General features: G+C 57.8%; 23 protein-coding genes. 9 read left to right on the top strand and 14 right to left on the bottom strand.

Annotated elements, in window-relative coordinates; genetic code table 11:
* The first annotated feature begins 70 nt into the window (after nt 1-70).
* The 3 genes from prlC to WFK85_RS09045 all read left to right on the top strand — a co-directional run bounded on the left by prlC (nt 71) and on the right by WFK85_RS09045 (nt 3,294).
* Nucleotides 71-2,113, top strand: coding sequence for an oligopeptidase A (gene prlC, locus WFK85_RS09055; RefSeq protein WP_166994735.1), 2,043 nt, complete (start codon nt 71-73; stop codon nt 2,111-2,113).
* Nucleotides 2,114-2,121: 8 nt separating this feature from the next.
* The gene (gene rsmJ / locus WFK85_RS09050) at nt 2,122-2,874 is read left to right on the top strand and encodes a 16S rRNA (guanine(1516)-N(2))-methyltransferase RsmJ (protein ID WP_085540213.1); all 753 of its coding nucleotides are present in this window, start codon (nt 2,122-2,124) and stop codon (nt 2,872-2,874) included.
* Nucleotides 2,875-2,955: 81 nt separating this feature from the next.
* On the top strand, nt 2,956-3,294 hold the full coding sequence (locus WFK85_RS09045; RefSeq protein ID WP_166994733.1) for an endonuclease domain-containing protein: 339 nt from the start codon (nt 2,956-2,958) through the stop codon (nt 3,292-3,294).
* A 111-nt stretch (nt 3,295-3,405) separates the two neighbouring features.
* Here WFK85_RS09045 and uspA read toward each other — a convergent pair whose 3' ends face one another.
* On the bottom strand, nt 3,406-3,843 hold the full coding sequence (gene uspA, locus WFK85_RS09040; RefSeq protein ID WP_008458645.1) for a universal stress protein UspA: 438 nt from the start codon (nt 3,841-3,843) through the stop codon (nt 3,406-3,408).
* Nucleotides 3,844-4,209: 366 nt separating this feature from the next.
* Here uspA and uspB point away from each other — a divergent pair, with 366 nt between their 5' ends.
* The gene (uspB, locus tag WFK85_RS09035) at nt 4,210-4,545 is read left to right on the top strand and encodes a universal stress protein UspB (RefSeq protein ID WP_008458643.1); all 336 of its coding nucleotides are present in this window, start codon (nt 4,210-4,212) and stop codon (nt 4,543-4,545) included.
* Nucleotides 4,546-4,619: 74 nt separating this feature from the next.
* Here uspB and pitA read toward each other — a convergent pair whose 3' ends face one another.
* Nucleotides 4,620-6,116 carry an inorganic phosphate transporter PitA gene (gene pitA / locus WFK85_RS09030; protein WP_008458642.1) on the bottom strand — a complete coding sequence of 499 codons (1,497 nt, stop codon included), beginning with the start codon at nt 6,114-6,116 and terminating at the stop codon, nt 4,620-4,622.
* Between the two features lie 229 nt (nt 6,117-6,345).
* Between pitA and WFK85_RS09025 the strand changes: the two genes are divergently transcribed.
* Together WFK85_RS09025 and WFK85_RS09020 are read left to right on the top strand one after the other, a co-directional pair.
* Nucleotides 6,346-7,539, top strand: a complete 1,194-nt coding sequence (locus tag WFK85_RS09025; RefSeq protein WP_166878588.1) for an aminoacetone oxidase family FAD-binding enzyme — start codon at nt 6,346-6,348, stop codon at nt 7,537-7,539.
* 70 nt (nt 7,540-7,609) lie between these two features.
* Complete coding sequence (locus WFK85_RS09020) at nt 7,610-8,374, top strand: DeoR/GlpR family DNA-binding transcription regulator (protein WP_034809200.1); 765 nt, start codon at nt 7,610-7,612, stop codon at nt 8,372-8,374.
* A 30-nt stretch (nt 8,375-8,404) separates the two neighbouring features.
* On the opposite strand, the gene WFK85_RS09015 is transcribed toward WFK85_RS09020, so the two are convergent.
* From WFK85_RS09015 to WFK85_RS08975, 9 genes are all read right to left on the bottom strand, one after another.
* Nucleotides 8,405-9,211: an HAD-IIB family hydrolase gene (locus WFK85_RS09015; protein ID WP_336706548.1), complete on the bottom strand. Its 807-nt coding sequence runs from the start codon at nt 9,209-9,211 to the stop codon at nt 8,405-8,407.
* Between the two features lie 34 nt (nt 9,212-9,245).
* Nucleotides 9,246-9,764: a phosphoribosyltransferase gene (locus tag WFK85_RS09010; RefSeq protein WP_336706547.1), complete on the bottom strand. Its 519-nt coding sequence runs from the start codon at nt 9,762-9,764 to the stop codon at nt 9,246-9,248.
* 168 nt (nt 9,765-9,932) lie between these two features.
* Nucleotides 9,933-10,730, bottom strand: a complete 798-nt coding sequence (locus WFK85_RS09005; RefSeq protein ID WP_336706545.1) for an energy transducer TonB — start codon at nt 10,728-10,730, stop codon at nt 9,933-9,935.
* 133 nt (nt 10,731-10,863) lie between these two features.
* A complete protein-coding gene (locus WFK85_RS09000) occupies nt 10,864-11,853 on the bottom strand; it encodes a FecR domain-containing protein (protein WP_336706543.1) in 990 nt (329 codons plus the stop codon).
* Nucleotides 11,850-12,347 carry a sigma-70 family RNA polymerase sigma factor gene (locus WFK85_RS08995; protein WP_166878574.1) on the bottom strand — a complete coding sequence of 166 codons (498 nt, stop codon included), beginning with the start codon at nt 12,345-12,347 and terminating at the stop codon, nt 11,850-11,852. The genes WFK85_RS09000 and WFK85_RS08995 overlap by 4 nt, the downstream gene beginning before the upstream one ends.
* Before the next feature lie 162 nt (nt 12,348-12,509).
* Nucleotides 12,510-15,062, bottom strand: a complete 2,553-nt coding sequence (locus WFK85_RS08990; protein WP_008458628.1) for a TonB-dependent receptor — start codon at nt 15,060-15,062, stop codon at nt 12,510-12,512.
* 103 nt (nt 15,063-15,165) lie between these two features.
* Nucleotides 15,166-16,182: an alcohol dehydrogenase gene (locus WFK85_RS08985; RefSeq protein WP_336706539.1), complete on the bottom strand. Its 1,017-nt coding sequence runs from the start codon at nt 16,180-16,182 to the stop codon at nt 15,166-15,168.
* Between the two features lie 46 nt (nt 16,183-16,228).
* Nucleotides 16,229-16,573, bottom strand: a complete 345-nt coding sequence (locus tag WFK85_RS08980; protein ID WP_166994719.1) for a carboxymuconolactone decarboxylase family protein — start codon at nt 16,571-16,573, stop codon at nt 16,229-16,231.
* A gap of 20 nt (nt 16,574-16,593) precedes the next feature.
* Nucleotides 16,594-16,866, bottom strand: a complete 273-nt coding sequence (locus WFK85_RS08975; protein ID WP_336706537.1) for a hypothetical protein — start codon at nt 16,864-16,866, stop codon at nt 16,594-16,596.
* 296 nt (nt 16,867-17,162) lie between these two features.
* Between WFK85_RS08975 and WFK85_RS08970 the strand changes: the two genes are divergently transcribed.
* Complete coding sequence (locus tag WFK85_RS08970; protein ID WP_008458619.1) at nt 17,163-18,065, top strand: DMT family transporter; 903 nt, start codon at nt 17,163-17,165, stop codon at nt 18,063-18,065.
* A 36-nt stretch (nt 18,066-18,101) separates the two neighbouring features.
* Here WFK85_RS08970 and WFK85_RS08965 read toward each other — a convergent pair whose 3' ends face one another.
* Together WFK85_RS08965 and pdxR are read right to left on the bottom strand one after the other, a co-directional pair.
* Nucleotides 18,102-18,707 (bottom strand): ATP-dependent Clp protease proteolytic subunit, encoded by a 606-nt coding sequence (locus WFK85_RS08965; RefSeq protein ID WP_008458618.1) that lies wholly within the window; start codon nt 18,705-18,707, stop codon nt 18,102-18,104.
* Nucleotides 18,708-18,726: 19 nt separating this feature from the next.
* Complete coding sequence (pdxR, locus tag WFK85_RS08960) at nt 18,727-20,214, bottom strand: MocR-like pyridoxine biosynthesis transcription factor PdxR (protein ID WP_166994717.1); 1,488 nt, start codon at nt 20,212-20,214, stop codon at nt 18,727-18,729.
* A 96-nt stretch (nt 20,215-20,310) separates the two neighbouring features.
* On the opposite strand from pdxR, the gene WFK85_RS08955 reads away from it, so the two are divergent.
* Entirely contained in the window at nt 20,311-20,952 is a 642-nt protein-coding gene (locus WFK85_RS08955) for an FMN-binding negative transcriptional regulator (RefSeq protein WP_336706533.1), read from the top strand.
* Here WFK85_RS08955 and WFK85_RS08950 read toward each other — a convergent pair.
* Entirely contained in the window at nt 20,949-21,806 is an 858-nt protein-coding gene (locus WFK85_RS08950) for a LysR family transcriptional regulator (protein WP_336706531.1), read from the bottom strand. The two genes, WFK85_RS08955 and WFK85_RS08950, sit on opposite strands and share 4 nt — an antisense overlap.
* A gap of 97 nt (nt 21,807-21,903) precedes the next feature.
* Between WFK85_RS08950 and WFK85_RS08945 the strand changes: the two genes are divergently transcribed.
* Nucleotides 21,904-22,410: a phenolic acid decarboxylase gene (locus WFK85_RS08945; RefSeq protein WP_336706529.1), complete on the top strand. Its 507-nt coding sequence runs from the start codon at nt 21,904-21,906 to the stop codon at nt 22,408-22,410.

Raw genomic sequence — 22,410 nt, 5'->3', positions numbered from 1 at the left:
CCCATGCTAGACTCCATGCACAAAGCGCCGCTTGAGCGCTTCTCTCTCCCTTTTAATCAGGAACGCGCTTATGACCAATCCTTTACTGACCTCTTTTGAGCTGCCGCCGTTTTCCGCCATCAAACCTGAGCATGTTGTTCCGGCCGTGACTAAAGCGTTGGACGACTGCCGTGCGGCGGTGGAAAGCGTGGTTGCGCAGGGCGCGCCTTATAGCTGGCACAACCTGGTTCAGCCGCTGGCAGAAGTGGACGATCGCCTCGGCCGCCTGTTCTCCCCGGTCAGCCATCTGAACTCGGTACAGAACAGCCCGGAGCTGCGCGAAGCCTATGAGCAGACGCTGCCGCTGCTGTCCGAATACAGCACCTGGGTTGGCCAGCACGAAGGCCTGTATAATGCCTACCGCGACCTGCGTGACGGGGCGAACTACGCCAGCCTGAGCGTCGCCGAGAAGAAAGCGGTGGATAACGCGCTGCGCGACTTCGAGCTGTCCGGGATTGGTCTGCCAAAAGACAAACAGCAGCGCTACGGGGAGATCTCCGCTCGCCTGTCCGAGCTGGGGTCCACCTACAGCAACAATGTGCTCGATGCCACCATGGGCTGGAGCAAACTGATCGCCGACGAAGCCGAGCTTGCCGGAATGCCGGAAAGCGCCTTAGCCGCAGCGCGCGCTCAGGCGGAAGCCAAAGAGCAAGACGGCTGGCTGCTGACCCTGGATATCCCAAGCTACCTGCCGGTGCTGACCTACTGCGACAACCGTGCGCTGCGCGAAGAGATGTACCGCGCCTATTCCACGCGCGCTTCTGACCAGGGCCCGAATGCCGGGAAGTGGGATAACACCCCGGTGATGGAAGAGATTCTGGCGCTGCGCCACGAGCTGGCTCAGCTGCTGGGCTTTGGCAACTACGCGGAAAAATCCCTGGCCACCAAAATGGCGGAAAACCCGCAGCAGGTACTGGAGTTCCTGTCAGACCTGGCCAAACGCGCCCGTCCGCAGGGTGAAGCCGAGCTGGCTCAGCTGCGCGCCTATGCGAAAGAGCATTACGGCGTGGAAGAGCTGGAGCCGTGGGACATCACCTGGTACAGCGAAAAACAGAAACAGCATCTCTACAGCATCAGCGACGAACAGCTGCGCCCGTACTTCCCGGAAGAGCGTGCGGTGAATGGCCTGTTCGAAGTCGTGAAGCGCATCTACGGCATCACCGCCAAAGAGCGGAAAGATATCGACGTCTGGCACCCGGACGTGCGCTTCTTCGAGCTGTATGACGACCAGGGCGAGCTGCGCGGCAGCTTCTATCTCGACCTCTACGCTCGCGAGCACAAACGCGGCGGGGCGTGGATGGATGACTGCGTGGGCAAAATGCGCCGCGCCGATGGCTCACTGCAAAAACCGGTGGCCTATCTGACCTGTAACTTCAACCGCCCGGTGAACGGCAAACCTGCGCTGTTTACCCACGATGAAGTGATCACCCTGTTCCATGAATTCGGTCACGGCCTGCACCACATGCTGACCAAAATCGAAACCGCGGGCGTGTCCGGTATCAACGGCGTGCCGTGGGATGCGGTCGAGCTGCCGAGCCAGTTTATGGAAAACTGGTGCTGGGAGCCGGAAGCGCTGGCGTTTATCTCCGGCCATTATGAAACCGGTGAATCTCTGCCTGTTGAGCTGCTGGAAAAAATGCTGGCGGCGAAAAACTACCAGGCAGCGCTGTTTATTCTGCGTCAGCTGGAGTTCGGCCTGTTCGACTTCCGCCTGCATGCGGAATTCAACCCGGAGCAGGGGGCGAAAGTGCTGCAGACGCTGGCCGAAATTAAGAAACAGGTTGCCGTGGTGCCGGGGCCGAGCTGGGGCCGCTTCCCGCACGCCTTCAGCCATATATTTGCCGGTGGTTACGCGGCGGGTTACTACAGCTACCTGTGGGCCGACGTGCTGGCGGCGGACGCGTTCTCTCGCTTTGAAGAAGAGGGTATTTTCAACCGCGAAACCGGCCAGTCGTTCCTCGATAACATCCTGACCCGTGGCGGTTCGGAAGAGCCGATGGAGCTGTTCAAACGCTTCCGCGGGCGTGAGCCGCAGCTGGATGCGATGCTGGATCACTACGGTATTCAGGGTTAAGCCACCACGTGAAAATCTGTTTACTGACTGAAGCAGGCGCCGACTCCGGCGCCTTATCTGTTTTGAGCGAGCGCTGGCAGCTCGAGCATGATGAAGAGGCGCTGATGGCGCTGGTGCTGACGCCTGAAAGGCTGGAGTTACGCAAACGCGACGAGCCAAAGCTAGGCGGCATTTTTGTTGATTTTGCCTCCGGCGCGATGGCGCACCGCCGTAAGTTTGGCGGCGGGCGTGGCGAAGCGGTGGCAAAAGCCGTGGGCGTGAAGGGCAGCTATCTGCCAGACGTGGTTGACGCGACGGCGGGGTTAGGGCGAGATGCCTTTGTGCTGGCGTCCGTCGGTTGCCGCGTGCGGATGCTGGAGCGCAATCCGGTGGTAGCCGCGTTGCTGGATGACGGCCTGCGCCGTGGCTACGAAGATCCTGAAATCGGTGGTTGGCTGCAGGAGCGATTGCAGCTGATTCATGCCTCAAGCCTGACGGCGCTCAGCGATATCACGCCGAGGCCGGATGTGGTGTATCTCGACCCGATGTTCCCCCACAAGCAGAAAAGCGCGCTGGTGAAGAAAGAGATGCGCGTTTTCCAGTCTTTGGTGGGGCCGGATGAAGATGCAGACGGGCTGCTTGCCCCAGCCAGAGCGCTCGCGAAGAAAAGGGTCGTTGTGAAGCGTCCGGACTACGCGCCGCCGCTGGCCGACGTCGCCACGCAGAATGCTGTGGTGACCAAAGGGCACCGGTTTGATATTTATGCCGGGACGCCGGAGTAATTACTAAAACGCTGGAAAGTGCCTCGCAGAAGAGATTGCTTCCCCTCGCAACTTTACGGCTGCATCGGCATGTTGTATGCCATGCAGCCGATCCGACGTTATGCCCGCCAGCTCGGGCACCAGATGACTCCCGAAGAGAACTTGCTGTGGTATCAACTCCGCAGCAGGCGTTTTGCTACGTTTAAGTTTCGCCGCCAGCATCCGGTTGGGCTTTATATCGTCCACTTTGCCTGCTGCGCTGCTCGCCTGGTGATCGAGCTGGACGGTGGGCAGCATGAGATGCAAAAGGGCTATGATGAACGAAGAACGACGTATTTGAATGAGCAAGGGTGGCGGGTGAGGCGGTTCTGGAATAACGAACTGCGGGAGAATCTGGAGGGAGTGTTGACGGTGATTCTGCAGGATTTGAGTGAGCTGTGACCCTCACCCCGGCCCTCTCCCTGGAAGGGAGAGGGGGGAAAATCAAAGGATTTGGCTCTATCGAGTCCCCTCTCCCCTTTGGGGAGAGGGTTAGGGTGAGGGGCAATACCGTTACTCGTCTTCTTCATCACGCAGTGGAACAATCAGCATATCCACATGCACGGTATTGATCAGCTGGCGTGCAGAGGACATCAGCTTGCTCCAGAAATCCTGGTGGTGACCACAAACCACTAAATCCATATCGTATTTTTTAATGGCATCGACCAGCACCTGGCCCAGATCGCCGCTGCCGCTCAGGGTTTCGGTAATCGGGTAACCTGCCCCGGTAGACAGCTCGGTGAGCGCGTGGTGAGTCTCTTCGGAAATGCGTTTCTGCATATCGCCCAGATTGACATCAATCAGCCCGGTATACAGATCGGAGTAATTCACATCGACATGAATCAGGGAAACTTTCGCGTTGTAAGGCCGAGCCATGGAGACGGCTTTTTCTACCAGGACTTTACTCTCAGGGGAGAGGTCAACCGCGATCAGAATGTGTTTGTAAGCCATAATGTTACTCCTTCCATAAGTTATCGATGACTCTCGCCGTCATCTTTTAAACCGTAGCGGCATGAGCTACGGTCACCCGATCTAAAGACTTCAATTGTAGATGGTATTTCGCTTTTATCGAACCTTCTTCAGCCCGACAATGCGCCATCCCTCAATCACATTCAAGCGAAAAATGAATGCGGCCACTTTGATAAAGATTAACGCGGTGGTAAAAAAATTAAGGGATCTCCTACACTATTAAATGAGCCGGGCGGGAAGAGATCTGTGACCTGTATCGGTTATTCGTTGCAGGATTGTCTGACAGGGTTTTCGGGGAGAGCGGTCGTCCCGAAGCAAAGGCTTCGAGGGCTTCGCCGGGAGGGGTACATGATCAGCACCGTCGCGCTGTTCTGGGCGCTTTGTGTAGTTTGTGTGGTGAATATGGCGCGCTATTACTCTTCACTGCGCGCGTTACTGGTGGTGCTGCGCGGGTGCGATCCGCTGCTGTATCAATACGTTGATGGCGGCGGTTTTTTCACCTCACATGGTCAACCCAGCAAGCAGGTCAGGCTGGTGCGCTATATCTACGGCCAGCGCTATGTCGATCATCATGATGAAGAGTTTATTCGCCGCTGTGAGCGCCTGCGCCGCCAGTTTATTCTGACGAGTTCGCTGTGTGGTCTGGTGGTGATTAGCCTGATTGGATTAATTATCTGGCACTAGTTGTAGGGCAGCGTTATGGACAAGCATAAAAAAAGCGGGCCAGTTTCCTGACCCGCTTTTTCTTTGGCTACGGCTTACACGAAGCGCAGCGCAATCCAGTACAGCCCGCCGGAGAGCAGAATCGAAGCCGGTAAGGTGAATATCCAGGCCATCAGGATATTGGTTACCGTCTTACGCTGCAGGCCGCCGCCGTCCACGATCATGGTCCCTGCCACGGAGGAAGAGAGCACGTGGGTAGTGGAAACCGGCATCCCGGTGTAGCTTGCCAGACCGATAGAAACGGCTGCCGTCATCTGCGCGGACATCCCTTGCGCATAGGTCATGCCTTTCTTACCGATCTTCTCGCCGATGGTGGTCGCCACGCGACGCCAGCCGATCATTGTACCCAGACCAAGAGCCAGAGCCACCGCCAGAATAATCCAGACCGGCGCGTACTCGATGGTGCTAAGCATGTCGCCTTTCAGTTTCTTCAGCAGGCGCTGGTCGTCGGCGCTCACTTCCGGCAGCTTCGCCACTTTATCGGTGGTGTCGGAGATGCACAGCATAATGCGACGCAGCTGGCTACGCTGCTCAATGCTGAGCTTGTCGTAGCTTTCGATATCCGTCAGCATCAGCTTCGCGCGATCCAGCGCGTTAATCGCGTTGGCCGGGTGGCAGTGGAACTGAGCCGGTTCAGTTGCGCCCGCTTCCGGAGAAGGGATCAGCTGTTCCGAGCCGGTGGCTTTCTTCAGCAGGTCAGGGCGTTGCTGGAAGAAAGTTTCGACGTTGTTCACCGCATCGCGAGTACGGGTGATTTCGTAGCCGGAAGCATTCATGTTAACCACGAAGCCCGCCGGTGCGACGCCAATCAGTACCAGCATAATCAGACCGATGCCTTTCTGGCCGTCGTTAGCGCCGTGAGAGAAACTCACGCCGATAGCGGACAGGATCAGCGCGATACGCGTCCAGAAAGGCGGCTTTTTCTTGCCGTCTTGCTTTTCACGTTCCGCAGGCGTCAGGTGAATACGCTGCTTTTTCTTGGTGTTGCTCCAGTAACGGCGCAGCAGGAAAATCAACCCACCGGCAATCACCAGCCCGACAATCGGGGACAGAATTAAGGAAGCGAAGATCCCAATGACTTTCGGGATATTCAGCGCGTCGACAACCGAGGTGCCGGTCAGCAGCGCGTTGGTCAAACCGATACCGATGATGGCACCGATAAGCGTATGGGAGCTGGAGGCCGGCAGACCAAAATACCAGGTGCCGAGGTTCCAGATAATAGCGGCCAGTAACATAGAGAACACCATGGCGAGACCATGAGAAGACCCTACGTTTAACAGCAGATCTGTAGGCAGCATATGCACAATGGCATAGGCCACGCTCAGCCCACCGAGCAGAACGCCGAAGAAGTTAAACAACGCAGCCATTGCCACCGCAAGTTGCGATCGCATAGCGCGGGTATAAATTACCGTTGCTACTGCGTTGGCCGTATCGTGGAAACCATTAATGGCTTCGTAGAACAGCACAAATGCCAGAGCAAGCAAAAGTAAAAGCCCGGTGTGAAGATCCAGGCCGGCAAACAAATGTAGCATAGACGTTACGCCATTTTGAGGACATGAACGCGGCGCATTATGTAAGACAACCTCCACCGCGGCAAAGTGAAATCTGGACTTTTTTTGATTTTAGTCGCCATCTGGCGCACAGGTGGAATGATTTACATTTTGTTTATCAATCACCTGCATTTGTTATTAACCTTAAAGCTGGTGCGACCAGCCTCAGGTCTTTACAATCCGTTGCCTTAAGCATAGTCGGGAGTCGGTCGTGGAAAAGTTTGATGCCATTATTATAGGTGCGGGTGCAGCTGGAATGTTTTGTGCGGCGGTTGCCGGGCAGGCGGGCAGCCGCGTATTGCTGATTGATAATGGGAAAAAACCGGGCCGTAAAATCCTGATGTCCGGCGGCGGACGCTGCAACTTTACCAACCTTTATGTCGAGCCTGCGGCGTATCTGAGCCAAAACCCGCATTTCTGCAAATCTGCGCTGGCCCGCTACACCCAATGGGACTTTATCGACATGGTGGGCAAGCACGGCATCGCCTGGCATGAGAAAACCCTCGGGCAGCTGTTCTGCGACGATTCTGCCCAGCAGGTAGTCGATATGCTGGTGGCCGAATGCGAGAAAGGCAAAGTAACAATGCGCCTGCGCAGCGAAGTGCTGAGTATTGAACGCGACGAGCAGGGGTACACCCTGCAGTTAAACGGCGGCAGCGTGCAGGGCGCGAAACTGGTTATCGCCAGCGGCGGTCTGTCGATGCCGGGGCTGGGGGCGACGCCGTTCGGCTATAAAGTCGCCGAACAGTTTGGCCTGAAGGTGCTGCCGACCCGCGCGGGCCTGGTGCCGTTCACGCTGCATAAACCTTTGCTCGAACAATTGCAGGTGCTGTCCGGTGTCTCGGTGCCGTCCGTCATCACCGCAGAAAACGGCGTCAGCTTCCGTGAAAGCCTGTTGTTTACCCATCGCGGCCTGTCCGGCCCTGCCGTTCTGCAGCTTTCCAGCTACTGGCAGCCGGGCGAATTCGTCAGCGTGAATCTGCTGCCGGACACCGATCTGGACGGTTTTATTCACGAGCAGCGCAACGCGCACCCAAACCAGAGCCTGAAAAACACGCTGGCGATGGTGCTGCCGAAACGCCTGGTTGAGTGCCTGCAGCAGCTGCAGCAGATCCCGGACGTCACGCTGAAGCAGCTCAACAGCCGCCAGCAAAGCGAGCTGATTGACACCCTGCAAGCCTGGCGCGTTCAGCCCAACGGCACCGAAGGCTATCGCACGGCGGAAGTGACCCTCGGCGGCGTGGATACCAACGAACTTTCCTCCCGCACCATGGAAGCGAAAAAATCCCCGGGCCTCTATTTTATCGGCGAAGTGATGGACGTCAGCGGCTGGCTGGGCGGCTATAACTTCCAGTGGGCCTGGAGCTCCGCCTGGGCGTGCGCGCAGGCGCTGGTTGAGGGCTAGCCCGCGCTTTTCAGCTGCGATGATAGATTGTGATATGTTATGCACTATTGCAGCTATTTGAGGGCTAAACGTGACAGATTATGACGCATTGCCTGAACAGCGCCAGGCGATGATCCACCAGATCCTGACCGAAACGGGCAGGGTGATCGGGGCTGATGTGGCGCGGAAGCTGGGCGTGTCCGAGCACACCATCCGCCGGGATCTGCAGGAGCTGGCGCGTCGCGGCCTGTGCAAAAAGGTTTATGGCGGGGCCATCAGTCAGTTCCAGCAGTCTGCCAGCTTCGAAACCCGCGTGTCCCAGGATGTGGGTGAGAAATCCCAGGTGGCACGGAAGTGCGCCGGGATGATCCAAGCTAACACCTGCGTGTTTCTCGACGCCGGTTCAACCTATCTGGCGATGGTGGAGTTTATCCCCGAAGAGCTGGATCTCACCATTGTCACCAATTCCCCGCAGATTGCAGCGGCGCTGAGCGGGCGCACGCGGGGCGAACTGATTTTGTTGGGTGGCAAAGTTAACCCGCTGACCGGCAGCACGCTGGGTTCCGACACGGTCAATCAGCTGCGCGGCATGGTTTTCGACCAGACCTTTATCGGCGTGTGCGGGCTGGATCCGCAGGCTGGCCTGAGCGCGGTTTATTACGAAGACGCCTGTTTTAAGCGGGAAGTGCTGAGCCAGAGTAATGAGGTGATCGCCGCCGTGACGGCCAACAAGATGTCCCAGGTGGCTCGCTATAAAGTGGCACCCTGCGAAGACATTGATATTGCGGTGGTGAGCGCCGAAACCAAAATTGCCGATTTCGGCGGCGTTAACCTGCGGATTGAAATCGCGGGCTAGCGGAACGGGCGGCTAAGAACCCGCCCTTCTTCAGACTTTGCTTTGCAACGCCAGCAGGCTTTTTATCGTGTGCTGGACCGCGCTTTCATCATTGCTGCCGGTAATAAACCGGGCTGCGGCCTTGGTCTCTTCAAACGCATTACGCATCGCGAAGCTGTATTCCGCCTGAGCCAGCAGTTCCAGGTCATTATACCCGTCGCCAAAGGCGAGAGTCTCCGCCGGGCTGACGTTCAGTAACTGCTGGAGCCTTTGCACCGTTGTCCCTTTATGGACGCCATAATCCGCAATATCTATCCACGCCGCTTCGGACACCACGATGTAGACATCCTGTTCAAACGGCCTGAGTACCGGGCGAGTCTGCGGGCAGTTTCCGGCTTCGTCATAGACGCTTATCTTCACGAAATCACAATTGAGTTCGGCAAAAGAGTCCACCAGCGCCAGGCTGGCGTAGGACTGGCGCATTTTGTCCTGCAGCCGCTGCGGCACGTCTTTGCGAATAAACGCGCTTTCGCTGCCGCAGGCAACAATCACGTGGCTGTCACTGGCTGCTTCCAGCGTGTCGATAATGCGTAATCCCAGCGCATTGTTGATAAGCGATTCGTAGACATATTCGCCGTTCCTTTTAATGCGCGTGGCGCTGTCGCCGATGATCCATAAATCCTCGCGGTAATCGGCGAACAGCTCTTCTACCCGCTGGCACTGCTTGCCGGTACAGGCGGCGAAATGGACGCCTTGCTCGGCCATTAAGCGGTGGGTCTGGGCAAATAATTTACGGTCATAGTCGCCGTGGCTATTGAGAAAAGTGCCGTCCAGGTCGGTAATAATTAGCTTTATCATGTTGTTATCCCATCGGTAAGTGTTCTGTAGGCGTTTATATTTTTAGTTTTGAAACGAAGGGCAGGTTGCGGTACTTGTTTTGCCACGGCATGCCGTAGCCAATGAGCAAATCGTCATTGTCCATGATCCAGGCATAACATTGCTCGGCGGGGATCTCTACGCGGCCAGGCTTCACAAATAAGGTGGCGATGGAGAGCGATTTCGGAGCGTAATGTTCGATTAAATGCTCGACCAGACGCTTCATGGTCCCACCGGACTCAATGGCGTCATCCACCAGGATAACGTCCTTCCCCCTGATGCCAATATTGTCGTGGTAAACGATGGTAGAGCTGTTGTTTCTGTCGCCAGGCGTGTGCGGGCAGGAAATATAGTCCATTGAAATATCGAAGGTGAGCTGCCTGACCAGATCGGCGGTAAACAGAATCCCACCGGGCACGACCGTGATCACTACCGCTTCGTGATAGCGACTGTTCAGCAGCCGGGCGACTTTGGTGACGCCTTCGGCAATCGTCGACTCATTCATCACGATCTGTCCTACATGATTGTTTCTCACTGCTGCATCCTCGCTAAAGTGTCATTGCTCGTTGTTGCTCGATTAAAATAAGATCTAATGCTCGATTGTGCAATATTAGCGTGATGACAGCGTATTTTTTGTGATCTAAAACGATCGTGCAGGCAGGGTGTGCTCAATGCTGCATTACCGAGCATTGAGCAAAGGGATCTACTGGCGGAGATCGAAACGGATTGGCAGCGTGAGGGTTATTTGCGGCTGGCCTGGCGCGATATCGTCCGTGGGGGCGGGCAGAGGAACCGCGCGCGTCGGCAGGGCAAGGGCTTCGCGATCCAGCGTTGGCGTACCGCTGCTTTTTGCCAGCGCCACGCTAAGGACCTGGCCCTCCCGGTTCAGCGTCAGGCTCAGATAAACCACGCCCTGGGCCTGCTGACGTAAAGCCTGAGCCGGGTAACGTTTGAAGCGGTCGAGCCGCTGGCGCAGTAGCCCGACCCAGTTCACTTCGCCTGGGCTGGGGGCGCTCACTGCGCTGCTTCCTGCCCTGCCGGCGCTTTGCTGCGGGTGGCTGGCGGGTGCATGCGTTTCAGGTGCAGGAGGTGTAGGGGCCGGCGGCACTTCCGTATCGTGCGGCTTAACCGGCTGAGGTTTGGCGATGACTTTATGGTGCATTTTTTTAGCCACAACGAGCTCCGGGTTCGGGGCCTCCACGCTCTTCACCGCTTCTTTTGACTCGGCCTTTTCCTGAGGTGCGGCCGACTGGATCTGTTTGATCTTATCGGGCTGCTTGGCTGGCGTGGCGACAGAGGCCGGATCGTCTGTCGGGAGGATCATCAGCGCAATAGGCGGTGGCGCGGTGGCCGGTTGTTCCTGAGTGGGCCGGTTGGTTAGCCAGAGAAAAACGCCCGCGTGCAGCAAGAGCGCCAGCACCAGCCCGATGCTGCGGCGTGTGGGAGGCAGGCCGTCGGACCAGGCAGGAAAGGGCTGTCTTATCGGCAGGGTAGAAGGCATGACAAAATACTCCGCAGCCGGGCTAAAGGCTGTTGTTTCAGTGGGGATAAGAGAGAGGACACGCGAAACGCCCAAACGGGCAGGCTGACATGAATAACGAGACAACTGACATGGATTACTCCGTATCGAAGCATTATTCACTGCGTGAAAGGCTGACCCAGTAACGAGATAGCGTATTTATTCTGACGGGCAGGACGCGGGGGAGCACAGCCAGAATCTGGTCAGTATCCGCCAGCGGGAAAACGCCGGACAGCCGCAGGGCCGCAATATCCTCGTCGCAGCGCAGGACGCCGGGGCGGTAGCGGTTAACTTCCCGCAGGAAATCGCTCAGCGGCATATTGTCGGCCAGCAGTTTGCCGTGCACCCAGCCAGGCTCTTTTTCACCGCCGTGCAGGCCCCCGGATTCAGCCCCGCTGAGCCATGCGCCCTGGCCTGCCGCGAGCTGTAGCCCGGCGAGGCCAGAGCTGCGCGGATAAAGCCGGACTGCGCCGTGGTAAACCGCCACGCGGGTAAGCCCCGGTTCCAGCTTTACCCGGAATTGGGTGCCCAGCGCGAGCACTTTGCCCTGTGGCGTCGTCACGCTAAAGGGCCGGGGCCATGCCGCCCGCTTTTCCTTCTGCCCGGTCGTAATCAGCAGGTCGCCGCCGAGCAGCTCAATCTGGCGCTGTTGCCCGGTAAAATCCACGTTTAGCGTGGTTTGGGTGTCCAGTAATAGGCGGCTGCCTTCGCTGAGTTCAACCTGCCGCTGCTCCCCCGTCCCGGTGCGATAATCGGCAATGAACGCTTCCCAGCCGTGCTGCTGTCGCCCCCATTCCAGCGAACCACCGAGTAGCAGCAGAGCGCCTAATCCTTTTAGCGCCCGACGCCTGCCGCTGTTTTTTAACGAAGAGAGGCTCTGCCGCGCCAGTTTGCCGTCAACCTGCCGGAAGCTGGCGCAAACCGCCTCGACGTGCCGCCAGGCTCGCTGATTCTCGGCGCTGGACGCCAGCCATTTTTGCCAGTCGGCTTTATCCTGCTCGCTAACGTCGTCCGACATCATCAGCGTCAGCCATGAGGCGGCGGCCCAGGCGCTGTCCCGGTCGATGGCTTGCCCGTTTTGGTCAATAAAAGGATGGGAGGTCATGAGCTGAGCGCGAAGAAACAGTGCAGGTTGGCGCGCTGGAGATACTGCTTCACGGAGCTGCTGGAAACGCGCAGACGCTCGGCGATATCGCAATAGCGCATTCCCTGCAGGTGGGCCAGCAAAAAGGCCTCCCGCACCTGCGGCGGCAGGCCGTCCAGCGCCGCATCAATCTGTTCCAGCACTTCCAGAATCAGCAGTCGGGTTTCAGGGGAAGGGTGTTCCATTTCCGGCTGAGTCGCCAGCGCCTCCAGCCAGGCCTCTTCGATTTTCTTGCGGCGATAATGGTTGGCAATCAGCCGTCTGGCGACCGTGGCAAGAAAAGGACGTGGCTGGCGAATGGAGGCCAGATCGGGGCTGACCAGAATATTAATAAAGGTGTCCTGAGTCAGATCCTGCGCCTGTTCCGGGCAGCCGACTTTGTTGCGAAGCCAGTGGTAAAGCCAGCGCTGATGATCGCAGTAAAGCTGCTGCGCAACCTGTTGGGAACGGGACATGATGTGACTCACCATTGATCGGTATCAGGGCGTGATAAATATTTAAATGATAATCATTATTATTTTCATTTCTCTATTTTTATGTCAAGAGATTGCGAAGTATTAATGTATTTTTGCGGGCGACGAGAACGCAGCGCCAGCACTGGCGCTGCGGGTAACACACTAGAATTTCTGCGAAATGGTCAGCTTAACGTTGCGACCGATACCGGACACGGATTCACCCAAGTACGGGTAGTAGTCGGTGTTAAACAGGTTGTCGACGGCAATGCGGGCTTCCATGCCTTTCACCTGCTCCGGCTGCCAGGACGCAAACAGGCCCTGCAGCGCGTAGCCGCTGGTTTTTGGCAGCGCCCAGATGCCCGCTAACGGGTCGCCATCCTGCGGGGAGCGATCCTGTTTACGCACCATGTCCATGGTCCAGCCAAAGGTCATGTTCCACTCCGGGGCTTTTACGCCCAGCGTGGTGTGGGCGGTGACCGGCGGAATTTCTGCGATCCAGGTTTGGTTGCCCCACGGGTCGCGCGGAGAAGCGTCACGCTGCCCACGAATGGTGGAGAAGGAGAAGCTGCCAAAGATGCGGCGGCTGTCGTAAAATGATTCAATCTCCAGGCCCTGGATGGTGTAGCCCGGCAGGTTACGATAGTTCGACAGCGGAGAACCGCAGTTCGCGCCACTTTTCACCGACTGCGCCTCACACAGCACGCCGCGACGGTAGAAGATTTCATCTTTGCCGCGGTTGCGGAATAGCGTGGTACGAATCTGTACGCTGTCGTCGTCCGCCAGCAAATTATTGAAGTTCAGGATCATCCCGCCGCGAACGCTGTTAATGGTTTCCACTTTCAGGTCGCGGCTGGTGCCGGACACGTTAGACAGCGCGTACTGCACGGTGTACTGCTCATCAATGGTCGGCGCTCGCCACGTGCGGGTCACATCGGCAAACAGCGACACATTCGGCGTGGCTTTCCAGACCAGCCCAAGCGCAGGCGTAAAGCCGTGATAACTTTTGCTGCTGTAGTCGTGGCCGACTTTAGGATTACTGCTGTTGTACATTGAGGCGATGTTTGGCTCACCGGTATTGGTGACGCTGTCGTAGCGCACGCCCGGCGTTACGGTGACGCTGCCGAGCGTCATGCTGTCCTGCAGATACAGGCCGCGCGTTTGCTGTTCCCCGGCGGGCATGTAGTACGGCTGGAAGTAGCCGTAGTTGTAGGCGGCATTTTTCTTGTAGCCTGGGTAGTACATCAGCGCATCGCGTTGGTTTTTATGCCAGCTTGCGCCGATTTCCAGCAGGTGATCCACCGGCCCGGTGCTGAAGCGGCTCTTGTTGCTGATCTCCACCAGGTTGTCTTTGTAATCCACCCAGCTCTCATTGCCGAGCGAGCCCAGGAAGCTGGACGCTCCGGCGGAGTCGGGGCGGGTATCATGCTGTTTGGTTTTGGAGTAAGCGTAGTTCAGCGTCAGATCCAGCCAGGGCTTGTCCGCCGGGGCCAGGTTCCACTTCACGGAGTAGTTTTCGTCGGTCTGGTTGCGGTACACCAGCTTCCTGCGCCAGGCCTCGTCTAACCCGTATTTGTCGACATCCGCCTGACTCGGGGCGGCAATTTCGTCCCGCTTGGCGGCGAAGGGCTGCCAGCCGGTGGATTCGGAATGCATGGCCGAAAGCGTCAGCGTCTGCGCGTCGGTCAGGTAGAGATTGGTTTTGGCAAGCCAGGTCCCCTGGCGGTTAGCGGAATAGTCGAAATGCGTGCCGTCCGGACGGGTAATATTGCCGCCATCGCGTTTGCTGGCGTAGAGCATCCCGTCGGCAAAGCCTTCTGACGTTCTGCCATACAGCGCGCCGCTGTAGATATTCTGGTTGTCGTTGGTGTGGAAACCGTACTTCAGCATGCCGCCAAAGTTTTCGCCGGGCTGTAAGAGGTCGGCCGCGTCTTTGGTGACGATTTTGATGCTGCCGCCAAAGCCGCCGTTGCCGTTGGCGAGGTTAAACGGACCCTTATCGACGTCGATTTGTTTGATTAGCTCTGGTTCGATAAACACCGACCCCTGGCGGTACTTCTCAAACCCTTTGGGCGCGCCGTCCAGCGTCACTTTGATGTCCTCCATGCCGCCCATGCCCCAGATATTCAGGCTTTGCCCGCCCGGGCGCGGTGAACCTGCGGAAGAGACACCCGGCAGCTTATCCAGCAGGGCGGCGACGTTATCAGCCTGAATGCGCTCGATATTCTCTTTTTTCAGCGTTGAGCGCCCGGCCACGACGCTGTCATCCAGGCCGCTGAGCACGGAAAGCTCTGGCACGATAATCGGCGCGTTCTCGCCAGAGGCTGCCGGAAGAGAAACAAGCCGATAGCTATTGCCGTCGCGCACGGCTTTCAGGCCGCTGCCCGTCAGCAGATGATCAAACGCGCTTTGTACGGAATAAGTCCCTTTGAGGCCTGAAGTCGTTTTGTTTGACGTCTGATCCGGGGTGAAGACCAGCAGCACGTTGGCGTCATTCGCCAGCGTTTGCAGGGCGCCGCTCAAAGGCCCGGCAGGCACGGAAAATGCCTGGCTGGCGGCTGAGGAGGCTTCTGCCGCCCAGGATAATGTCGGTAAACCAGTTGCCAGCGCCAGCAGGCCGGATAAGGCGATGCCGGACGCAAGCGGGGCGCGAGGGAGCTGTGCAGGTTGGCTCGCGTCGGAAATGGCCGTAGCCTTTCCGTTATTTTTTATCGTCATGATGTATCCCTGAAGGTGAGTCACAAGAAGTACTGCTTCAGAGAGGTCACGCGAGACTGAAAATCAGGCAGAAAATTTTTAAATTAAAAACGGCCGCCGGGCTCTACATCGTCAGCACTATGCGGAATCGTGCCTTGCCGGACTTCATTTTTTGCCACGCTTCGTTGGCCTGTGCAAGCGGGAATATTTCCGTCATCGGCTGCACGTTGTTCAGCAGGCTAAAACGCAGAGCGCTTTCGGTTTCATACGGGGTGCCGGTCAGCGAGCCTTCGATTGACAGCTCCCGGCCAACCAGCATACCCGGAGAAAGCGCGAGCGGCTGCTGGCCGACCCCGAGCACCATTAGCTTGCCTTTGGGCTGCAGGGCTGGCAGCAGAGAGGACGCTATAGCGTTGTCCGTGACCGTGGTGACGATCGCCTTTACACCGCCGAGTTTTCTCAGCGCTTCGGCAGGATTATCCAGGCTGCTGTCGAGATAATCGCGGGCACCCAGCGCCAGCGCAGCTGGTGGTTTATCGCTTCCACGCCCGATGGCGATAACCCGAAACCCCATTTTAGCGGCATACTGCACGGCAAGGTGGCCCAGGCCGCCAATGCCGAGGACTACGATGCTGTCTCCCGGCTGAGCACCTGATTTACGTACCGCGTTAAAGGTGGCTATTCTGGCGCAAAGCAGCGGCGCGGCGTCGACTGCGCTTAGCGCATCCGGGATTGCTACAAGGCCGGTCGCCTTCGCCAGCATCATTTCGGCATAGCCGCCGTCCTGCGAGCTGCCGACGACCGGCTGGTGGCTGCAAAGCGTGAACTCGCCGCGGCGGCAGGCATCGCATTCATTGCAGTGCCCGCCAAGCCTGCCCACGCCAACCCGCTGCCCAACATGCAGGCCAGAAGGTACGCCACTGCCAAGTTTCAGCAGCGTGCCGACAACTTCATGCCCCGGCACGCGCGGGTAAGCCACGCTCTTTTCCGTGCCGTCGATAACGCCGCCGTCAGCGCCACAGATGCCGCAGGCTTCTATTTTTATCAGCACTTCGCCTGCGCCAGGTTCTGGTACGAGGCGCTCGACAAGTTCCAGGCTACCGTTGCCGCTGGCCTGCATCGCTTTGTAGGTCATTTGCATTCTCCGGTGAAAAAAACGGCACCCTCAGGAAGGATGCCGCTTAGGCTCAGGCTTTTGGCAACGCGTCGAACGCGTCCAGGGCGTGAGCGGTGTAGGTCAGCGCCGCCCCGGTGTTCAGCGAAATGGCGACCGCCAGCGCTTCGGCAATCTCTTCCCGGGTTGCGCCGTGTTTTGCGGCGGATTTAACGTGTACCGACAGGCAGCCGTCGCAGCGGGTGGTGATCGCCACCGCCAGCGCAATCAGCTCGTGGGTTTTGGCATCCAGGTGGCCCATGGCGGAAGCACCCGCGTCCATCTTCATCAGCCCTTTCATAAACTCCGGCTGCAGCTTCGCGTAATCGCCCACCACACCCAGTAATTCTTCGCGATGTTCATTCCAGTTCAGCAACATACAAACCTCTTCAGTTAATTTCAGGCGACGCTATAAATGCGGACTTCCGGGGCGGCGTTCAGGAACGGTTTCAGGGCTTCAACTACGTCGCGGGTGAACAGGTCAGAACCCAGATAGGCTTCGGCCTGGGCGGCGGTGTTAAAGCCGTGCAGTACCTGGACGTCCTGCTCGCGGATCAGCAGTTCCTTGGAGACTGCACCGTCGATGGTGGTCAGGAAGGCCGTTTTGTACTGCTGGTAAACGCCCGCGGCTGCGGCGCGATTCTGCGCGCTGATATCAAGGGTGATTTGCAAATAAGCCGTGGTTCACTGCCTCTTGTTGTGTGGCTCATGCCGTTGCACGAGCGGAGATGAGGGAGAAAAAAGCGGCAGAGCGAAGAAGAAAAAGGCTGCCGCTTGCCTCTCCGTGTTGGCGCATTATGTGAATCAGCGTGAGGGTTAACAAATGACTTAATCTTGACTGGCAAGATAGATTTTCTTCTTTGGTGGGTGGTTTTTTTGCTGGCCTGGTGATTCTTGTTCATTGTGGATCTGTCTGTCGTGGCGGCTTTGCGCAGAATAGGAAGCCAATCTGAGTATCTGGAGCCACCATGCAAAATAGAAGCGCGTTGCCGCTCAGTCAGCCGACTGCTCACCCGCAAACCCGAGGCTGGATCAGCGGCTTTTTGGGGATGCTTATTTTTAGCGGCTCGCTGCCGGCCACGCGCGTTGCGGTGCTGGAGCTTGATCCTCTTTTTCTGACGGCGATACGAGCCACTCTTGCGGCGCTGCTGGCGGCCGGCACGCTGCTGATTTTGCGGCAGCCGCGACCGCAGCGGGGAGACTGGCTGCCGCTTTGCCTGGTGGCCGTCGGCGTGGTGCTGGGTTTCCCGCTGCTGACGGCTTTAGCACTGCAGCACACAACCTCGGCACACTCGCTGGTCTACATCGGCCTGCTGCCGCTGGCGACCGCCTGTTTTGGCGTGTTGCGTGGAGGAGAAAGGCCACAAGCGGCTTTCTGGCTGTTTTCTCTGGCGGGTGCTGCGCTGGTGGCAGGTTTTGCTTTGAGCCACGGGACAGCAAGCAGCTGGCAGGGCGATGCGCTAATGCTGGGCGCCATTGCGCTGTGTGGGCTGGGTTATGCTGAAGGTGCGGTGCTGACCCGGCGGTTGGGCGACTGGCAGGTGATTTCGTGGGCATTGGTAATTTCTCTGCCGCTTAGTGCCGCGGCTACTGCTTTTACCGTTCCGTCGGCGGGAGACGCTATCAGCGCTCAGGCATGGCTCGCGCTGGGCTACGTGTCGCTGTTCAGCATGTGGATAGGGTTTATTTTCTGGTATCGCGGCCTGGCGCTGGGCGGGATTGCCGCCGTCGGGCAACTGCAATTGTTACAGCCCTTTTTTGGTCTGTTGCTTGCCGGATTGCTGCTTCATGAAGAAGTACATACATCGATGATTGCCGTGATGCTTGGCGTGCTGGTTTGCGTGTTCGGCGCTAAACGCTTTTCCCGCTAAAAAGAAAAACCGCCGGGGAAGGCGGTTTCTCAGAGGTTAGTCGATATTCAACTCGGAGAAGCTGGTAATGACTTTGCCGACAATCCCGTAGTCGATAGCTTCTTTCGGCGACATCCAGTAGTTACGGTCGGTGTCCTGCTTCACCTTCTCCAGCGGCTGACCGGTGGCTTCTGAGATCATCTTGTTCACGCGATCGTGCATGCGGATGATCTCTCTGGCTTCGATCTCAATGTCCGTGGCCTGGCCGCGCACGCCGCCCAGCGGCTGGTGGATCATAAAGCGCGTATTTGGCAGCGAATAGCGGTGCTTTTTGTCCGCCGCGAGGAAGATGGTGATCCCGGCGCTGGCAACCCAGCCGGTGCCGATGATATGGACTTCCGGCTTGATGAATTTGATCACGTCATGAATGGTGTCCGCCGCCTCAACGTGGCCGCCCTGGCTGTTGAGGTACAGCTTGATGGGTTTGTCGTTGATGCTTTGCAGCAGCAAAAGCTGGGCAACCACCTCTTTGGTGATCGCCTGAGTGATTTCGCCGGAGATAATAATCGAGCGGGAATCCAGCATTTTTTGCTGCATCAGTCCTGAGGCATTGGCGGGGGTGGCGCTTTCTTCAGGTTCATCTTTTTCTAAATAGGTCAGCATAATCAGGCTCCTGCCAGGTTTATGGCGTAATCAGGGATGCACTTGAGCATAGCACTTCATCCAGACGCTGCACGGCGCGAACGATCTCTTCGTCGCTGTAACCACCGAGGCCCAGCAGAATGCCGGACTTCTGTTTTTCTGGGGTAAACATGTGCGACACCGCACGAACGGCGATTCCGGCCTGCATTGCCCGCTCCACAACCTGATGGTCGTCCAGGCCCTGGCGCAGCCAAAGCACCATGTGCATGCCCTGGTCGCAGGGCTGAAGCCAGGCCACGTCCGGGGAAATGTATTGTTCTACCGCCGCCATTAACACGCGGCGTTTTTCGGCATAAACACCGCGCATTTTGCGCAGGTGGCGGTCGAGGTGCCCCTCTGAAATAAAGCTCGCCAGCACATGCTGGTCTGCCCCTGGCGGCTGCCTGTCCATCAGAATGCGTGCCCCGCAGAAGGCGGAAACCAGCTGCTTGGGCACTACGGCGTAGCCGAGACGCAGCGACGGGAAGAGGATTTTGCTGAAGGTGCCGAGGTAGATAACGTTCTCCGGCCCCAGGCCCTGAAGCGCCGGGAAAGGGTGGCCCGCGTAGCGCATCTCGCTGTCGTAGTCGTCTTCAATGATCCAGGCCTGGTTGGCCTGCGCCCATTCCAGCAATGCGGCGCGGCGCGACATGCTGAGCGGCATGCCCAGCGGGTACTGGTGCGAGGGCGTGACAAACGCAGCGCGGGCGTTGGGGGCCAGCTTTTTCCCCAGCTCAACGTCCAGCCCTTCGTCGTCCACGGCGACTCTGACCATGCTACGGTCGCGGAACATCGTCTCAAACAGCGAGGTCGCACCTGGGTAGCCCGGCTCTTCCATCCAGACGGCATCGCCTGCCTCCAGCAGGATTTGCAGGGTCAGATACAGGCCGTGCTGGTTGCCGGAGGTGATGATGACCTGCTCAGGGGTGCAACGAACCGAGCGCGACTTTCTGACGTATTCACAGATAGCCTCGCGCAGAACCAGAACGCCTTGCGGATCGGCATAGCCCGACGGGGCACCGGCACCCCGCGCCCGAATGCGGTTGCCTAGCCTGCGCCACACGTCGTCCGGGGCCGTGTCGCCAACCGGAACGGAAACGGCAAACGGCTTCGGCGCCAGCGTTTTAAGCTGCTCGCCTACTCTGGCAAAAGCCTGAGCCTGGGCAGACAGCGGGATGGCTGCTGCTGTACGAGCCGCCGGTTCGGGCTGCGGGCTTTCCGGGGCGTAGGCCACGCGGGTGCCGGAGCCGTGTTTCGACTCCAGAAACCCTTCCGCAACCAGCTGCTCGAACGCCTCCAGCACGGTGCCGCGCGCCACGTTAAGGGCGCCCGACAAGACGCGGGTGGAGGGCAGCAGGTCGCCGCTCTTCAGTTCGCCTTTGTGAATGGCGTTTTTCAGCGCTTTGGCTAGCTGCAAACTAAGCTGCCCGCTGCGGCGGTCAAGCTCGCCAATGGCGGGGATATCTACGGCTCGGGCTTTACGTGACATGAGTTGTGGCTCGGTCATATAGCTGTAATCTGGTTCTTTATCATAAACCACTTCGAACATAAGCTGGGCAAAATTACCGCAAATGAAGGTCTGCCCATGTATATTCCTCGCCCTTTTCAGGAGCCCGATATCGCTGTGCTGCAGCGGCTGATTCAGGCCAATCCCCTGGGCCTGCTGGTTGTACAAATCGAAGGTGTGCTGGAAGCGTTTGATATTCCCTTTGAGCTTTGCCCTGATGAGGGGGAGTTCGGCGCGCTCCGCGCGCACATTGCCCGTGCGAACCCGTTGTGGCGCGGCCTTCAGCCCGAGCAGGATGTGCTGGTGGTGTTCCGTGGTGCACAAGGTTATATCTCCCCGAGCTGGTATCCGGGCAAGCAGGAGCATCACAAAGAGGTGCCGACCTGGAACTACCAGACCGTGCAGGCGCGGGGGAGGATTGCGGTGCGGGACGATGCGGATTTTGTCCTGCGGCAGATAACCAGCCTGACCCGGCAGCAGGAAGCGCAGATGAACCTCCCGTGGCAGGTAAGCGATGCGCCTCCTGAGTTTATCGGCTCAATGCTTAAAGCGATTGTCGGGATTGAAATCCCTCTGGCTTCGCTGGTCGGCAAGACCAAGCTCGGCCAGAACAAGAAGTCTGAGGATCAGGCCGGGGCCGCGCAGGGACTAATGGCAAAGGGTGAAGTGGCCATCGGCGAGGCGATGTTAAGCAGCCTCGCAAAGCGTCGTCAGACTTAACATTCGGGCTGTTGAAAGAGGGTGAGCAGCGTGGTGATTGGCTCGTCCAGTGGGGCTAAATCCTTTTTCACGATCAAATGCAGGGGCGTGGCACGCCTTGCCCCGTGACTGAGCGGGAGCGGTTTAAGCGTGCCGTTTTCAATCTGCGGAGCAATCCGTTCTTCAGGCAGCCAGCCGTAGCCAACCTGCCAGGTCACGGCTTCGCACGCGGCATCAAGCGTGGAAAACGTCCAGTCTGCCGTGGGCGAGGATTCGCTGCTGTTTTGCCCGGCAAGGCGGATCAGCGGATAGTTCGCCAGGTCCGCCTCTTCTAAGGGGGCGGGAAGCTGATGCAGGGGGTGATCGCGGTGCGCCACGGCCACAAAATCAACGTTTCTGAGCCACTGCCCGCGGCCCGTAAGATCCTGACGGCGGGTTAGCACCATGACATCCGCTTCTGCCAGATCGGCTGTGTCGGTTTCCAGAATCTCCGTCAGATGAACCTGCGTGCTGGCATGTAATCGCTGAAACTGATGGAGGATGGCGAACAGGCGGGCGCGCGGGAATATGCAGTCCACCACTAAGTCTATGCGGGTGCGGATGCCGTTTTTTAACGTAGCAGCGCGGCTTTCAACGTAGTGAAAGCTTTTCAGCAGCGGGCGAACCTGCGCCAGCAAAAGTTCCCCTTCAGGCGTCAGTACCGCCTTACGCCCTTCTGGCTTCAGCAAGCTAACGCCAAGCCGCTCCTGAAGTAATGCAAGGTTATAGCTGACGGAGGACTGGCTGCGGAAAGTGGCTTCTGCCGCTTTGGCGAAGCTGCCCAGCTCAATGACCAACTCCAGAAGTGCCCACTGCTCAAGGGTTGTTTTATGCATATCATCTAAAAAATGGATGAATTTGATACAAAAGTAGCATTATTCATCGAAAATGTGAAGGTCTAAGATGCGCTTAACCCCACAGAGGAGCGCCATCATGAGTCACTTTGATAAACACGATTTAAGCGAGTTCGTCGGCAAACATCTGGTTTATACCTACGATAATGGTTGGAACTACGAAATTTATGTAAAAAATGCAACTACCCTGGATTACCGGATCCACAGCGGCATTGTGGCCAATCGCTGGGTGAAAAATCAGGATGCGCACATTGTGCGTGTGGCAAGCAGCGTGTACAAAATTTCCTGGACTGAACCTACGGGTACGGACGTCAGCCTGATTGTGAATCTCGGCGATAAGCTGTTCCACGGGACGATTTTCTTCCCGCGCTGGGTGATTAATAACCCGGAGAAAACGGTGTGTTTCCAGAACGAGCATATTGCGAAAATGGAAGCGTTCCGCGAGGCTGGCCCGGCTTATCCAACGGAAGCTATTGATGAATTTGCCACCATCACGTTTGTTCGCGACTGCGGCGAGAATAACGAAGCGGTGATTGCCTGTGCCGCCAGCGAGCTGCCGGCGGACTTTCCAGAAAACCTGAAATAA

The sequence above is a fragment of the Cedecea sp. VD22 genome (assembly GCF_037150195.1).
In the GTDB taxonomy this organism is placed as follows: Bacteria; Pseudomonadota; Gammaproteobacteria; order Enterobacterales; family Enterobacteriaceae; genus Cedecea.
The sequence above is the reverse complement of the archived record's forward strand: the minus strand, read 5'-3'. Positions and strand labels throughout refer to the sequence as shown.

Excerpts from the sequence above, each read along its gene's own strand:
- prlC (WP_166994735.1), top strand. The coding sequence starts at position 71 with ATGACCAATCCTTTACTGACCTCTTTTGAGCTGCCGCCGTTTTCCGCC.
- WFK85_RS09045 (WP_166994733.1), top strand. The coding sequence starts at position 2,956 with ATGCAGCCGATCCGACGTTATGCCCGCCAGCTCGGGCACCAGATGACT.
- uspA (WP_008458645.1), bottom strand. The coding sequence starts at position 3,843 with ATGGCTTACAAACACATTCTGATCGCGGTTGACCTCTCCCCTGAGAGT.
- uspB (WP_008458643.1), top strand. The coding sequence starts at position 4,210 with ATGATCAGCACCGTCGCGCTGTTCTGGGCGCTTTGTGTAGTTTGTGTG.
- pitA (WP_008458642.1), bottom strand. The coding sequence starts at position 6,116 with ATGCTACATTTGTTTGCCGGCCTGGATCTTCACACCGGGCTTTTACTT.
- WFK85_RS09015 (WP_336706548.1), bottom strand. The coding sequence starts at position 9,211 with ATGATAAAGCTAATTATTACCGACCTGGACGGCACTTTTCTCAATAGC.
- WFK85_RS09005 (WP_336706545.1), bottom strand. The coding sequence starts at position 10,730 with ATGCCTTCTACCCTGCCGATAAGACAGCCCTTTCCTGCCTGGTCCGAC.
- WFK85_RS09000 (WP_336706543.1), bottom strand. The coding sequence starts at position 11,853 with ATGACCTCCCATCCTTTTATTGACCAAAACGGGCAAGCCATCGACCGG.
- WFK85_RS08995 (WP_166878574.1), bottom strand. The coding sequence starts at position 12,347 with ATGTCCCGTTCCCAACAGGTTGCGCAGCAGCTTTACTGCGATCATCAG.
- WFK85_RS08990 (WP_008458628.1), bottom strand. The coding sequence starts at position 15,062 with ATGACGATAAAAAATAACGGAAAGGCTACGGCCATTTCCGACGCGAGC.
- WFK85_RS08985 (WP_336706539.1), bottom strand. The coding sequence starts at position 16,182 with ATGCAAATGACCTACAAAGCGATGCAGGCCAGCGGCAACGGTAGCCTG.
- WFK85_RS08980 (WP_166994719.1), bottom strand. The coding sequence starts at position 16,573 with ATGTTGCTGAACTGGAATGAACATCGCGAAGAATTACTGGGTGTGGTG.
- WFK85_RS08970 (WP_008458619.1), top strand. The coding sequence starts at position 17,163 with ATGCAAAATAGAAGCGCGTTGCCGCTCAGTCAGCCGACTGCTCACCCG.
- WFK85_RS08965 (WP_008458618.1), bottom strand. The coding sequence starts at position 18,707 with ATGCTGACCTATTTAGAAAAAGATGAACCTGAAGAAAGCGCCACCCCC.
- pdxR (WP_166994717.1), bottom strand. The coding sequence starts at position 20,214 with ATGTCACGTAAAGCCCGAGCCGTAGATATCCCCGCCATTGGCGAGCTT.
- WFK85_RS08955 (WP_336706533.1), top strand. The coding sequence starts at position 20,311 with ATGTATATTCCTCGCCCTTTTCAGGAGCCCGATATCGCTGTGCTGCAG.
- WFK85_RS08950 (WP_336706531.1), bottom strand. The coding sequence starts at position 21,806 with ATGCATAAAACAACCCTTGAGCAGTGGGCACTTCTGGAGTTGGTCATT.
- WFK85_RS08945 (WP_336706529.1), top strand. The coding sequence starts at position 21,904 with ATGAGTCACTTTGATAAACACGATTTAAGCGAGTTCGTCGGCAAACAT.